The sequence below is a fragment of the Dyadobacter luticola genome (assembly GCF_005860805.1).
GTDB classification, from domain to species: Bacteria; Bacteroidota; Bacteroidia; order Cytophagales; family Spirosomataceae; genus Dyadobacter; species Dyadobacter luticola.
Genome location: NZ_VCEJ01000002.1, coordinates 914034 through 928795, shown reverse-complemented (window position 1 = coordinate 928795; position 14762 = coordinate 914034). Strand labels below are relative to the sequence as shown.

Genomic DNA, 14762 nt, shown 5'->3' with positions numbered 1-14762 from the left:
AAGTGTCTAATGTTTTTAATAATAATCTGGTATGATAAGGATTATTGACGTCTAAAAGTTCCTGGTATGAAGTGAATAACACAAATCAGTTTAATGAGAATTTAACTCCGTGAAAGCCGCTCAAAACTTTAAAAAGTTCATTGGTTGGAGCGATGCGGTAGCCCCGCGAAAGCATTTCCACTTCCAGGTGCGTTTCAGGATCAACAACCGTCATGTTCACAAGGCAAGAACCAGGATGGTTACTGAATGTATCATTCAGCATATGAATAAATTGCGCATCAATCTGATCCAGCGTCAGGTTAATCTTGATTTTCTTGCACATTCTCTCCCTGATTTCCGGAAGTAATTGTATCTGCGAAATTTTAAATTCGAACTGGTCTTCCTGCTTCCAGCGGTTTTGCACCTTACCTTTAATGTACAGGAACTGACCAACTTGCAGGTAATTTTTAAACCGGATATAATCTTCCCCGCCGAGCAACATTTCCATCGAACCCTGGTAGTCTTCGATTTTGAAAATCATAAAACTGCTGCCATTCCGCGACATTCTTTCCTGCGCGCTGGTTACAATGCCTGCCACATTGATTTCCTTGCCAAAATAACGCGGCGACCGCTCTCCCTCCGCAATTTCCATCACCTTTTGCACAGTACAAGTGCAAAAATTATCGAGCTCGACCCGGAATGTATCCAGCGGATGCCCCGAAATGTAAAACCCAACCACTTCCTGCTCATACCGCAATTTTGCCAGGTCGTCCCAAGGCATAATATCGGCTGCTTTGGGTTTTGCAAGTGTCGTATCGCCGCCGCTCATTGAGCCGAAAAGTGAAGCTTGTGCAGACGATTTTTCGGCGTGGTGGTTGTTCGCATAGCGAATCAATTTTTCAATAAATGTGCTGTTCTCGCCGGCTTCTGCGGTAAAATATTGCGCGCGGTGATATTCCTGGAAACAATCGAAACCACCAGCGTACGCCAAGCTTTCCAATGTTTTCTTATTTACCGTCCGCAAGTTCACGCGCGTCATGAAATCGAAAATATCCTTGAATGGACCATTTGCATTTCGCTCCTCAATGAGCGATTCAACCGCCGCGTCGCCGCTACCTTTTACCCCAGCCAGTCCAAAGCGAATCTCACCTCTTTTGTTGACATTAAATTGCCTGTCCGATTCATTGATATCCGGACCCAAAACTTTGATCCCCAGGTTTTTACATTCCTCCATAAAGAAGGTAATCTTGTCAATATTGCCCAGCGAGCTAGTTAAAACCGCCGCCATATATTCAGCAGGATAATGTGCTTTCAGATAAGCTGTCTGGTACGCGACGAAAGCATAGCAGGTCGAGTGCGATTTGTTGAACGCGTAGGACGCAAATGCTTCCCAGTCAGTCCAGATCTTTTCCAGTTTTTTGGCGTCGAGACCTTTTTCTGTCCCGCCTTTCATAAAGTCGCCTTTGAGCTTGTTCAGGGTTTCGATCTGCTTCTTGCCCATCGCTTTACGCAATGTATCCGCCTGACCTTTTGTAAATCCCGCCAGCTTTTGGGACAAAAGCATTACCTGCTCCTGGTAGACCGTAATTCCATAAGTGTCAGCCAGATATTCTTCCAGCTCAGGTAAATCGTAGGTAACTTCTTCAAGGCCATTTTTTCGCCGGATGAAGTTTGGAATGTAGGCGATCGGGCCGGGACGGTATAATGCGTTCATCGCGATCAAGTGCTCAAACCGGTCGGGAATGAGGTCTCGCATGTACTTTTTCATCCCGTCGGATTCGAACTGAAAAATCGCGTTTGTTTCACCTCGCTGGAAAAGCTCAAACACGAGAGGATCGTCGAGCGGCACATCGTCGATCACAATTTCTTTGCCGTGATTTTGCTTGATCAGCCGCAACGCTTCCTTAATAATGGTCAAATTTCGGAGACCCAGGAAGTCCATCTTGATTACCCCCGCATCCTCAATGATTTTTCCCTGATATTGGGTGATCAAAAAATCCGAATCCTTGGAGGTACTTACCGGAATAATTTCGGTCAGATCACTCGGCGCAATGATGATACCTGCGGCATGGATACCGGTATTTCTGACAGTTCCTTCCAGCCTTCGAGCTTCTTGCAAGACGCTCGCCTGTAAATCGTTACCAAGCGCGATCGCACGCATTTTCTTGACATTATCAAGTTCCTCAGGCGCAATACCCTCCTTTTTCATCAGACTTCCTTCGCCTTCGAGCGGCGCGGTGAAAATCCGGTTGAGGGTCATGTTATAAGTCGGCTTATCAGGCACCAGTTTAGCCAGTGCATTTGCGTCGGGCAGCGGCAAATCCATCACACGGGCCACATCCTTGATCGCTGATTTGGCGGCCATCGTACCATAAGTCACGATCTGTGCAACCTGGTTGTAGCCATATTTTTTTACCACATAATCAATCACTTTCTGGCGACCTTCATCGTCAAAATCCGTATCAATATCAGGAAGTGAAATACGGTCAGGATTCAGGAAACGCTCAAAAAGCAGGTCGTACTTGACCGGGTCAATGTTTGTGATACCCGTAGCATAGGCCACCACCGAGCCAGCCGCAGAACCACGTCCCGGACCGATGAAAACGCCCATTTTTCGTCCGGCATCGATAAAATCGGCCACGATCAGGAAGTAACCCGGAAAACCCATATTCCGGATCGTATTCAATTCGAAGTTAATCCGCTCCTCGACCGCCGGGGTAATCGTGCCGTATTTCCGGTGCGCACCTTCGAATGTGAGGTGTTTAAGGTATTCCCACTGGTTCAAAACGTCCGCCGTCAACTCTTTTTTTCCCACCATTTCCGACAAGGTATGGGTCTTAAACTCCTCTGGGATCGGGAAGTTGGGCAGCAAAATATCTTTTCTCAGATCAAGGGTTTTGATCTTGTCAACGATCTCATTGGTATTGTCCAGCGACTCAGGTAAATCGTTGAACAACGAGAGCATTTCGCTGGTCTTTTTGAAATAAAACTGATCATTGTAAAACGCGAATCTCGAACCTTTGGGGATACCTTTATCGTCGTCAAAATCTTTGGCAGATGGCGTACTTTGTTTATCCCCTGTGTTGATACACAGCAAGATATCATGCGCATTCCAATCGTCCCGATCCACGTAATGTGAATCATTGGAACAAATAATTTTTACATTATACTTTTTTGCAAACCTTACCAGCACTTCATTCACAATGTACTGGTCGCGGATCTCGTGACGCTGTAATTCGACGTAAAAATCTTCCCCGAACAGATCCAGCCACCATTTAAATTCGCGCTCCGCCGCCTCTTCGCCCTGCCGCAAAATCGTCTTCGGAATCACCGCCCCGATACAGCAAGTCGTTGCAATCAGCCCTTTATGATACTTGACAATCAGCTCTTTATCAATCCTGGGATATTTCCCATACATCCCCTCGATAAAACCGAGCGAGCACATTTTGATCAGGTTTTTATACCCGATCTCGTCCTTCGCCAGCAGCAGCTGATGAAAACGCACGTCCTTTTTATCCTTAGTAAACTGCCGCACATGCCGGTCTTCCACGACATAAAATTCACACCCGACAATCGGCTTGATTCCCTGCTTGTTCCCCTCCGCCACAAACTCAAAAACCCCGAACATATTCCCATGGTCGGTGATGGCCACCGCAGGCATGTTGTCCTCTTTGGCCTTCTTAAATAGTTTTTTGATATCAGCAGCCCCATCCAGCAACGAAAACTGGGTGTGGCAATGTAAGTGGGAAAATTGCATTTTGGGGTATTTGGGGTTTAACCGAGTGGATAATAACCTTCGCGATAAACTGAGAATTTGAAAAGGTCGCTTAACGAAATATAAAGTATAACCGGCAAAATGCCTGTCAAAATTCCCCGCGGGCTCTACTCCTTTGAGGAAAACGGAAAAAATTTACTTACTCCCCCTGATTATAAAGCACATGGTTCATATAATCCGTAAAAGGTTTTAGCAGCTCAATCCCTTTTAAAACCTGTTTGCCAAAATCTTTGGATGAAACTTCCTTGTCTGTGTATTGATGCATGAAAAAGAGTTGCTTTCTTTTTAGGAGCTCGATTTCGGGATTGTCTTTGGCGTAGCCTTTGGGGACGGTTTTGAGCGCATCGCCGTGGATTTCAGGGAAATATGCACGGAAATCTTTGTCTTCGATGATGGTTTTCAGCTCCTGTGCATTGTAATCCACTTCCTGCCGGTACCTGGCGATTTGCTCCGGCGTTGTTTCCCACATCCCGCCGCCCAGGAATGTCTGGCCGTGTGGCTGTATCTGAATGTAGTAATCGATTTTGCCTGAACTTTTGCCGCCGGGACCGATGCCGGCGCTCAGGTTGTTTTTATAAGGCGCCTTGTTTTTTGAAAAACGGATGTCGCGGTTGATGCGCAGCAGACAGTCTTTGACCTGAATATTCCCCAGGTCCTGAAACTTGCCTACTTCCTGAATCAGATATCCCACAAGTTGCTCCATATCAGCCTTTGCGGCGTCGTAAAGTTTACGGTTTGCCTGAAACCAGTCCCTGTTATTATTCTCTGCTAACTGACTTAAAAAGTGAAGTGTTTTGGAATCCATCAGATCTTGATGAAGCTATTAAATTCGAATTTGCTACGTTTTGTGATCCAATTTAGCGAATTTTGGAGATACGAAAGGAGACATTTTCAGCAACAAAATTTTAAATGGCCAGAATTCTTACAGGCATTCAGAGTAGCGGCAGGCCGCATTTAGGTAATATTCTCGGGGCGATCCAGCCGGCAATCGAGCTTTCAAAAAATCCGGAAAACGAATCTTTTTTCTTCATTGCAGACCTTCATTCGCTGATTACAATTAAAAATGGTCAGGAGCGTGCTGAATATGTGCGGGCTATCGCGGCAACCTGGCTTGCGTTTGGTTTCGATGTCAGTACGAATGTTTTCTGGCGACAATCCCGTATCCAGGAACATGCCGAACTGGCCTGGTATCTGAGCTGCTTCACACCTTTCCCGATGCTGGCCAATGCTACTTCATATAAAGAAAAATCAGAAAAACTGGCCGATGTAAATGCAGGCTTGTTCACATACCCAGTGTTGCAGGCGGCTGATATTTTGCTTTATAACGCCAACATTGTTCCCGTAGGAAAAGACCAGAAACAACATCTGGAAATGACCAAGGACATTGCGTCGCGTTTTAATGCAGCGGCCGGTGAAGACATTTTAGTACTTCCCGAACCACTGATCGATGAGCGGGTGATGACTGTTCCGGGCATTGACGGGCAAAAAATGAGCAAGTCTTACCATAATTATATTGACATTTTCCTGCCGGAAAACGAGCTTAAAAAAGTTATTAAAAAAATCGTTTCGGATTCCACGCCGCTGGAAGAGCCCAAAGACCCGGAGAGCGACATTACATTTAAATTATACAGTCTCGTAGCCTCAGCGGAAGACGTTGAAACAATGCGCCGAAATTACCTGAATGGTGGTTATGGCTATGGCCACGCGAAACAGGCTTTGTTTGAATGTATGCTGGAAAAATACGCCGAGCCGCGCCGGATTTTCAACTACTATATGGAAAACCGGGCCGAGCTGGAAAATATTCTGATTGAGGGAGAAGCGAAGGCCCGCGAAATTGCCCGGGAAACTGTCGCAAAAGTCCGCAAGATACTCGGCTTTGCTTCATGAATGACGCCGTGGACACGCTGATACATTCCGATCAGGAGCTGTTTCTCTGGCTGAACGGCATGCATACGCCCTGGCTCGACGCGATTATGTACTGGGTCACATTTAAATACACCTGGGTCCCGATGTACATTCTGCTGATTTTTTTCTCGATGAAACCTGGCCTGAAAAAAGGTCTCGCTGCCATCTTAACCGTGATCATTGCCGTCGTCATTGCAGATCAGATTACGTCCGGGCTCATGAAACCCTATTTTGTGCGATTCCGCCCCTGTCACGAGCCAACATTAAATGGCCTGGTGCATGAAGTGACGGGTTGCGGCGGGCTTTACGGATTCGCTTCCTCGCACGCATCCACAAGTTTTGCATTGGCAGTGACGTGGTTCGCTTTTTTAAGGAACAATGTCAGATATATCGGTTTGATCTTTGTCTGGGCGGCCTTGTACTCTTATAGCCGGGTATATGTTGGAGTCCACTACCCGGCTGACATCTTCGTTGGGGCAATCGTCGGTACACTTGTAGGCTTCATGTGCGTCCTGCTGTATCATACTTTTTCAAAAAGATATTATCTTAATTGAATCATTTTAGTTAATTTTGCGGAAATTTTAGTCTGGCCAATGGGATCATTTAATACAGTAAAAATATTTTCGGGGAGTCAGTCCGAATATTTGGCCAAAGACATTGCCAGGTATTATGGTAAGGAGCTGGGAGGCTACACTTTACGCAAGTTCAGTGATGGCGAACTGTCTCCAAGTTTTGAAGAATCAATCAGGGGATGTGATGTTTTTCTGATCCAATCCACATTTCCGCCAGCTGATAACTTGCTGGAATTATTGTTAATGGTGGATGCCGCACGTCGCGCATCTTCACATTATGTAACAGTGGTACTTCCCTATTTCGGCTACGCCAGGCAGGACAGAAAAGACAAGCCGCGCGTAGCGATCGCTGCGAAAGTGGTGGCCAATTTGCTTACTTCTGTTGGTGTGGATCGTTTGATTACAATTGATTTACACGCCGGACAGATCCAGGGTTTCTTCGACTTACCGGTTGATCATTTAGAAGGTACTTCGATTTTTGTTCCTTATATCAAGTCACTGAACCTGAAAAACTTGCTCATCGCTTCCCCTGATATGGGCGGCGCGGCGCGGGCAAGAAACTTTGCCAAATTCCTGAATGTTGATATGATCCTTTGCGATAAACACCGCAAACGGGCCAATGAAATTGCCAGCATGCAGGTAATCGGGGATGTGGAAGGAATGGATGTCGTACTAGTCGATGACTTGATCGATACTGGCGGTACACTTTGCAAAGCGGCCGAAATCATCATGGAAAAAGGCGCTAATTCGGTCCGGGCAATCAGTACGCACGCGATCATGTCGGGCAATGCCCACGAAAATATTGCCAACTCCGTTTTGGAGGAATTAATTATTACGGATACGATTCCTTTGAAGCAACACAATCCAAAAATCCGCGTATTGTCGGTTGCAGAGCTTTTTGCAAAGGCGATCGGTCGGATCAGAGATCATGAATCTATTAGTTCATTATTTATAAACTATCAGTAAATTTTATTTTATTTCACTTATTATTAAAAATTCTTATGAAAAGTATTGAGATTGTAGGGTTTAAAAGAGCGAATCTCGGAAAGACGGAAGCCCAGGAGTTACGCGCACAAGGTTATGTGCCGTCTGTGTTGTACGGAGGCGCCGAGCAAGTACATTTCTACGCGCCATCGATGTTGTTCCGTGAATTGCTTTTCACGCCGGATATTTTTAATGTTACCCTGAATATCGAAGGTGACTTATATAACGCCATTCTTCAGGAAAAACAATTCCACCCGGTAAACGATGCATTGATCCACGCGGATTTCTTGCAGATTGTTGACGGCAAGGAGATCAAAGTGGATGTACCGGTGAAGTTGACAGGTACTTCTACGGGAGTAATGAAGGGTGGTAAAATGAATCAAAAATTGCGTAAATTGCGTGTACAAGGATTGGCGCAGAACATTCCTGACTACGTGAATGTTGATATTACGGAACTAGATTTAGGAAAATCTGTTAAAGTAGGTGCACTGAAAGCTGAAAATTTTGTTATATTGACAGCCGCAAGTAATCCGATCGCATCAGTAGAGATCCCACGTGCACTTCGCGGTACACTTGGTAAATAAGTATTTTATTTTTCATGGCTAATAGATGCAAACGTGCCGACCTTTGGTCGGCATTTTTGTTATATGCCAGTTTCGATTTGCGATACCAACACTTCATTGATCCGAACGTAACTCTCGTGCGTCCAGCCGCCGATGTGCGGAGTTAAGACAACATTATCCGAGGTTCTCAGATAATCGAAAGTTTTTTGTTGAGCCTCACTTAACTTATCAATCTTCTCTTTTTCCAGTACATCCAGACAAGCTCCTTTGATTTTACCGCTTTTCAGGCCTGCAACTACTGCGCTCAGGCTGGCGGTTTCTCCTCTTGAAAGATTTACGAAGTAGAAAGACTTCGCGAATTTTTCGATAAATGTGTCATCGATCATTCGCTTGCTGATTTCAGTCAGCGGGATGTGCAGGCTCAGAATGTCTGCCTCAGCCATAATCCGTTCCAGAGAAGATGCCTCTGCAAATTCGTCGCCATAATTGTCGCGGTACTTATCATAGGCAAGCACCTTACAGCCAAAGCCGCTCATTCTTTTTGCAGTAGCCGTACCATTATTTCCATAGCCGATCAATCCAACGGTTTTTCCCATCAACTCCACGCCGCGATTTCCCTCCCGGTCCCAGATACCGCTCCGGACTTCCCGGTCGGCTTTCAGAATGTTGTTGAATAGTGCCAGCAACATCCCCAGTGCATGTTCCGCCACGGCATCGCGATTTCCGGTACCTGCATGGAAAACCTGAATGTTCATTTCCTTCGCCACATCCAGGTCGATCAGGTCCAGCCCCGCTCCTGCCCTGGCGATGAATTTCAGGTTTTTGGCATCTGCAAGCATTTCCCGGTCCACGAAAGTCTTGCTACGGATCACAAGTCCGTCAAACTCCGGCAGCGCGGCTTTAATTTCTACTCTACGGTATTCGGGTTGGTAGTCATATTCCCAGTTCCGCTGTTCCAGCATATTGAAAAGAGACGAATGCATGGAGTCCGCTATCAGGATTTTCATAGGAGCACAGGATTTTTTGTAACTTGCCGGTCAATTTTTTGGCAAAAGTAATATAGAATTACTCCGCAGAATAGATTCAACCGCATTTTACGTACATGAGCGACCAACATAGCGACAAACCCATCATAGGAATTACAATTGGCGATTATAATGGTATTGGACCAGAAGTAATCCTTAAAGCACTTGAAGGAAACCAGTTAACAAGATTGTGCACACCCATTATTTATGGCTCGTTGCGGGTATTGAACCAGTATAGAACGCAACTGGAAATGAAAGACTGGGCGCTTCACGGCATCCAGAAAGCAGATCAGGTAAATCACAAACTAACAAACGTGATCACTTGCTGGCACGATCACCAGACCGAGATAGAGCCGGGAAAAATTACCGCCGAAGCTGGCCAAGGTTCACTGGCAGCATTAAAAAGAGCCGTGGAAGATTTAAAAGAAGGCAAAATCCACGCGCTGGTGACCGGGCCGATCAACAAGGACAACATTCAAAGCGAAACTTTCAAATTTCCAGGACACACCGAATTCCTTGCGCAGGCATTTGAGAAAGAGGATGCATTGATGTTTATGGTTTCCGGCGATTTACGCGTAGGGGTGCTGACCGGCCATATTCCTTTGGAAAATGTAAAAGCAAACATTACAACAGAAAAGCTGACGGCCAAGATCGAGCAGATTTTACAATCATTAAAAGGTGATTTTGGCATAAAAAAACCAAAACTGGCGGTGCTGGGGCTGAATCCGCATGCCGGGGAAAATGGTTTGCTGGGTACGGAAGAAATCGAAATCATCCAGCCGGTAATTAAAACATTCAAGGAAAAAGGCCACATCGTTGTCGGACCTTTCCCGGCGGATGGATTTTTTGCGGCAGGTACCTACAAACAATATGACGCCGTACTCGCGATGTACCACGATCAGGGATTGATACCTTTCAAAACATTGTCTTTCAATGAAGGTGTCAACTTTACGGCAGGACTTTCTGCTGTGCGCACTTCGCCCGATCATGGCACTGCCTACAACATTGCCGGTAAAAATCTGGCGGAACCAGGCTCCATTTTGCAGGCGATTTATATGGCTTGCGACATTTCCAGGTTCCGAATTTTTAATGCGGATATGGATAAGAATGCACTGATATCTAAACCACAACCATCTGAAAGCCAACATCCTGCCAAATCCGGCGGGAAGCAACGTTTTAACAACTAACAAAAATGCTGAAATCAATGACCGGATACGGTGTATCCAACATCGAATCCGACTCGATCAATGTTACGGTCGAAATTAAAACCCTGAACTCGAAATTTTTGGATATCTATTGCCGCATACCCAGAAACTACTCGGAAAAGGAAATTGAAATACGGAATCTGATCACACAATCGCTGGAACGCGGCAAAGTGGAATTCACGCTGACCGTGCAGCCGGTAGGGAAAACCATTGCTTCCACTTCGGTAAACCGTCAGCTGGTAGCCGCTTATTACCAGGATCTTTCCAATACCGCGAGCGATCTGGGCTTCACTCCCGACTTCACGGAATTGCTGAGAATCGCCCTTCAAATGCCGAACGCGTATAATAATGAGACTGTCGACGATTCGAGCAAGGAAAATGACTGGTCGCAGATCAAAGTCGCCGTGATGGAGGCTTTACGTAAATGCACGGTTTTCAGGGAGCAGGAAGGCAAAATGACCAGCGATAAATTTTCTGAATACATTAAAACGATCCAGACGCTACTGGACAGCGTGGGCGAGCAGGACAAGCTGCGTATCCCCGCAGTACGTGAGCGGCTCGAAAAACAAGTGAGGGAATTGTTATCAGACGATAATTTCGACCCGAACCGTTTCGAGCAGGAACTGATTTATTACGTGGAGAAATTTGATATTTCAGAAGAAAAAATACGTCTGGCAAATCACCTGACCTATTTTCTGGAAACCATGAAGGCGGCGGAAAGCAATGGTAAAAAGTTGAATTTCATTGCACAGGAAATTGGCAGGGAAATCAATACCATCGGTTCCAAGGCCAATGACGTTTCGATCCAGCATTTTGTGGTCCAGATGAAGGACGAGCTGGAAAAGATCAAAGAGCAGACGATGAACATTATCTGATACCGATGTCCACGACAAGGCTGTCGCAATCGTTTTTTGACGCGCATGATACGCGCACGCTTGCACAAAAATTACTGGGTTGTGAGCTTGTTCACGATAGTCCCGACGGTACCACCGCCGGGATTATTGTTGAAACGGAAGCCTATCTCCGGGACGACCCGGCCTGCCACGCCTACAACCGCCGTACTACCCGTACGGAGCCGATGTACGGTGCTGCCGGTACGATTTATGTGTACCTGATTTACGGTATGTATCAGTGTTTCAATGTAGTAAGTAACGAATGTGGGATCGGGGAAGCTGTGTTGATCCGTGCATTGGAGCCTACACGCGGCATTGAAATTATGGAGCAGCGACGCTCGTTAAAAGTTGGTAAAAGCGGGGAATCGATCCGGAAAGGCAAGATTAAGCTGGAAGATTTGTGCCGCGGTCCTGGCAAGCTGGTGCGCGCTATGGGTATCGAGCGCTCGGCTCACAATCATTTGCATTTGAATGATGCTAATATTTTCATCACGCCCCCGATTATTTCCGGTTTTGAAATGGAATCTTCCCCGAGAATCGGCATAAATGTGGGCGCTGATCTCCCCTACCGTTACTTTATCAAGGGTAATAAATATGTAAGCCGCGGTTGATTTTCGGGCACTTAATGCTTCAAAATATTCAATTCAATCACAAATAACCACCATGGTTAGAGATGTATTTTTTATATTTGAGGTGATAACCCCGAAATCTCAACGAATACCATGAAATTCTTTCATTCTTTCCGGCCCTCCCGGAGACATTGCCGACATGGTATCAGGACAGTATGATTGACTTTTGCAAGCTTCTTTTTCCTGTCATTTTCATTGCGCTCCTTTCAGGCGGATGCTCTTCCAGCAACTCCGATGTTTTCCAGTCGGATAAAGATGAAATTCCGGAAGCTGTTCCCCGCGAAAATTTTGAAGAGGATACCGCGCTCGTCATCAAATACTACAAAAAGGGCGCTTCCTACATTTTTATCGACGCAGACAAGTCGATGTTCTACGCAAAACACATTCTTTTTCTTTCCCAAAAACATCAGTGGAGTAAAGGTAAAATACTGGCGTACAACCTATTAAGCACCTATTACTTACTCGACGGGAGCTACGATATTCTGCGGGAGCTTTCCAATGAAACCATGATCCTTTCCAAGCGGATGAACATGCCGCTTTACACTGCGCACGCAAAAAGATTCCTGGCTGAAAGCTTTTCCGAATACCGCCAGTGGGATTCGGCGCGGGTCAACTATGAGCAAGCGATTGAGATATTTACGCAGCTGGATGCGGACAGCGCGAGAGCTTTAACGGTTGAAAACCTGGCCAATGCCTATCGTGAGAAGAGCATGTACGATGTGGCCATCAAATATTATGACCAGGCATATACACTTTTCGATAGCCTCGATTCGGACTGGGGCCGGGCGTCTATTTTGCAAAATAAAGGTTACATGAAAGTGAGAATTCATGAATACGCCGAAGCTGAAAAATACTTTCAGCAAAGCCTCGAACTCTCACGAAAAACCAACAGCCGCTACGGAGAGCTCAATACATTAAACGACCTCAGCAATGTGTATTTCAGAATGGGGCAATTCGACAAGGCGATTGAGGAAGGAAAAAAAGCCCTGGCACAGGCCAAGTTGTATCATTCCAACCAGCAGACAAACTGGGCGCTGATCACACTTTCACGCGCCTATGCCAGCAAGGGAATGTATAAAGAGGCGCTGGAATACAATATCCAGGTGAATTACAGCTGGCGTATGGTCCATAACGACGACGTGAAAAGGCAGTATACCATGTACCAGCTCACTTACGAAAATGAGCTGATGGACTCCGCGATGCAGCAAAAGATTATCAGCGAACAGAAAAATATCCAGCGCGTACTTATTGTTTTTACCTGCCTGATCATCGCTTTTGCTGCATTTCTTTGGTTTAACAACAAAAAGCTGAGAAGGAAAAATACGGAAATCAGGGAAGCGCTTATCCAGGGACAAACGATTGAAAGAAAGCGTGTTGCGGCAGAGCTGCACGATCATTTGGGTGGAACATTGGCATCGCTGAACTGGTATTTGTACGGAATTGATAAAAAAGTCCTTTCACCGGAAGAGCAGAAAATCTACAACAGTGTGCACCAGATGGTCGGCTCAGCCTATCGTGAACTCAGGAGCCTGTCACACAACCTGATGCCTGCGGAGCTGGAAGAACACGGGTTGATCGTAGCATTGAACCGGTTGGTCGATAAGCTGAACGAAAACAAGAACATTGATTTCAAATTCAATCTGACCGGCCTAAAGAACCGGATGAATAACAAGATTGAATTCGAGTTGTACAGCATTATTCTGGAACTCGCCAACAACATTATCAAACATTCAGCAGCCAGCCAGGCCAGCATTGATCTGGTTGAAAACACCAAAACGATTACGCTGGTGGTGGCGGATAATGGCAGCGGGATGATCGATCCTTCGCGGCAGGGTATTGGTCTTAAAAATGTGAAAAACCGCGTGGAAAGTCTTCATGGCAAAATCCAGATCCAGAGTCAGGAATCCAAGGGTACGCGGGTGGAAATCGAGATTCCCAAAACTGTGGCGCGCTAGTTTTCCTCCGCGATTAAACTGCACCGTGCTTTTTGGTGTTAGCTTAAAGAACAGAAAATAACATTCATGAACATTACCGAAAAGGTAGAAGAATTCCTGACTGCATTTACGCAAAGCCTTGCCGATCAAACATTTGCCAAACTTTCACTTGGAAATTATAAGGGGCAGGAAGAAAACCTCAAAAGCATTTACATTAAGAAGGTCCTGATTAAAAAGGAAGAAAAATTAAGCTTCACTTACCGCTACAAAACCAAGGACATTGTAAAAAATTATTCGGCTGCCGAAAGCACGGAACTTCTGAATAAATGGCTCGGCTCCGACTTTCATGTAGCCACATTACTTACCACGGCTTTTGACCTGCAACTGGAAATCCACGGAGGCAAGAAAATCACATTAAAGAAGATGTCTTCGAGCGTACAGGAAGTGCCTTCCGCTGAGCATGATAAGACAAAAAACCGGCTGATTTCTTCTCAGAATAAAAAGTACCTGCACGAGCTGAAAATCACGGACGAAAGCGGGAATGTGCTAAAAAATGCCCAGGACAAATATCGCCAGATCAACCACTACATTGAGATACTGAGCAGCCTGATCAAGGAAATTCCAACAAAGGAGAAGCTGAAAGTAGCCGATATGGGCTCGGGAAAAGGGTATCTGACATTCGCTTTGTACGATTATCTAACCCAGGTGCTTCATCTGGAAGCCGAAGTGACCGGCGTCGAGTTCCGGCCGGACCTGGTGAACTTATGCAACACAATCGCCTGGAACGCTAATTTTAAGCACCTCCACTTTCAGGAAGGAACCATTGAACAATTTGAAAGTGCCGGGACGGATATCCTGATCGCGCTGCACGCGTGCGACACGGCGACCGACGATGCGCTTTTTAAAGGTATCTCCGCCGGAGCTGAGCTGATCGTAGTGGCACCTTGCTGCCACAAGCAGATCAGGCGAGAAATGGAGAAACACAAGGCACAAAACGATGTCCAGTTTCTAACGCGATACGGCATTTTCCTGGAACGACAGGCAGAAATGGTTACTGACGGAATCCGGGCGATGGTTTTGGAATATTTTGGATACAAGACGAAGATATTCGAATTCGTTTCTGACGAGCACACACCGAAAAATGTCATGATCGTGGGTACGAAGGATCACAGGAACAAGCCAGATCAGGGAGCGATCCTGCAAAAAATCGCGGAGGCGAAACAATACTTTGGCATTGAATACCACCATCTGGAAAGAATGACGGGCATTTTAAACTTGTAAAAAGCCCCTTTACTCGG

At 45.9% G+C, this 14762-nt stretch carries 12 protein-coding genes; 9 read left to right on the top strand and 3 right to left on the bottom strand.

Features of this window, described 5'->3' with window-relative positions; all coding sequences use genetic code 11:
• Window positions 1–85: 85 nt before the first annotated feature.
• Together dnaE and FEN17_RS03930 are read right to left on the bottom strand one after the other, a co-directional pair.
• Window positions 86–3736 (bottom strand): DNA polymerase III subunit alpha, encoded by a 3651-nt coding sequence (gene dnaE / locus FEN17_RS03935; RefSeq protein WP_138363990.1) that lies wholly within the window; start codon window positions 3734–3736, stop codon window positions 86–88.
• Between the two features lie 157 nt (window positions 3737–3893).
• A complete protein-coding gene (locus FEN17_RS03930; RefSeq protein WP_138363989.1) occupies window positions 3894–4559 on the bottom strand; it encodes a DUF2461 domain-containing protein in 666 nt (221 codons plus the stop codon).
• 104 nt (window positions 4560–4663) lie between these two features.
• On the opposite strand from FEN17_RS03930, the gene trpS reads away from it, so the two are divergent.
• From trpS to FEN17_RS03910, 4 genes are read left to right on the top strand one after another with little or no spacing between them, the layout of a single operon-like run.
• Complete coding sequence (gene trpS, locus FEN17_RS03925; protein ID WP_138363988.1) at window positions 4664–5641, top strand: tryptophan--tRNA ligase; 978 nt, start codon at window positions 4664–4666, stop codon at window positions 5639–5641.
• Window positions 5638–6213: a phosphatase PAP2 family protein gene (locus tag FEN17_RS03920; RefSeq protein WP_138363987.1), complete on the top strand. Its 576-nt coding sequence runs from the start codon at window positions 5638–5640 to the stop codon at window positions 6211–6213. The genes trpS and FEN17_RS03920 overlap by 4 nt, the downstream gene beginning before the upstream one ends.
• 39 nt (window positions 6214–6252) lie before the next feature.
• A complete protein-coding gene (locus tag FEN17_RS03915) occupies window positions 6253–7197 on the top strand; it encodes a ribose-phosphate pyrophosphokinase (RefSeq protein WP_138363986.1) in 945 nt (314 codons plus the stop codon).
• Window positions 7198–7232: 35 nt separating this feature from the next.
• Window positions 7233–7799: a 50S ribosomal protein L25/general stress protein Ctc gene (locus tag FEN17_RS03910; protein ID WP_138363985.1), complete on the top strand. Its 567-nt coding sequence runs from the start codon at window positions 7233–7235 to the stop codon at window positions 7797–7799.
• A 59-nt stretch (window positions 7800–7858) separates the two neighbouring features.
• On the opposite strand, the gene FEN17_RS03905 is transcribed toward FEN17_RS03910, so the two are convergent.
• Window positions 7859–8785, bottom strand: coding sequence for a 2-hydroxyacid dehydrogenase (locus FEN17_RS03905; protein ID WP_138363984.1), 927 nt, complete (start codon window positions 8783–8785; stop codon window positions 7859–7861).
• A 95-nt stretch (window positions 8786–8880) separates the two neighbouring features.
• Between FEN17_RS03905 and pdxA the strand changes: the two genes are divergently transcribed.
• From pdxA to FEN17_RS03880, 5 genes are all read left to right on the top strand, one after another.
• A complete protein-coding gene (pdxA, locus tag FEN17_RS03900; RefSeq protein ID WP_138363983.1) occupies window positions 8881–9990 on the top strand; it encodes a 4-hydroxythreonine-4-phosphate dehydrogenase PdxA in 1110 nt (369 codons plus the stop codon).
• A gap of 5 nt (window positions 9991–9995) precedes the next feature.
• Complete coding sequence (locus tag FEN17_RS03895; protein ID WP_138363982.1) at window positions 9996–10883, top strand: YicC/YloC family endoribonuclease; 888 nt, start codon at window positions 9996–9998, stop codon at window positions 10881–10883.
• Between the two features lie 5 nt (window positions 10884–10888).
• Window positions 10889–11512 carry a DNA-3-methyladenine glycosylase gene (locus tag FEN17_RS03890; protein WP_138363981.1) on the top strand — a complete coding sequence of 208 codons (624 nt, stop codon included), beginning with the start codon at window positions 10889–10891 and terminating at the stop codon, window positions 11510–11512.
• 173 nt (window positions 11513–11685) lie between these two features.
• Entirely contained in the window at window positions 11686–13485 is a 1800-nt protein-coding gene (locus FEN17_RS03885) for a tetratricopeptide repeat-containing sensor histidine kinase (protein ID WP_138363980.1), read from the top strand.
• Window positions 13486–13551: 66 nt separating this feature from the next.
• Window positions 13552–14745, top strand: a complete 1194-nt coding sequence (locus FEN17_RS03880) for a class I SAM-dependent methyltransferase (RefSeq protein WP_138363979.1) — start codon at window positions 13552–13554, stop codon at window positions 14743–14745.
• Window positions 14746–14762 lie beyond the last annotated feature (17 nt).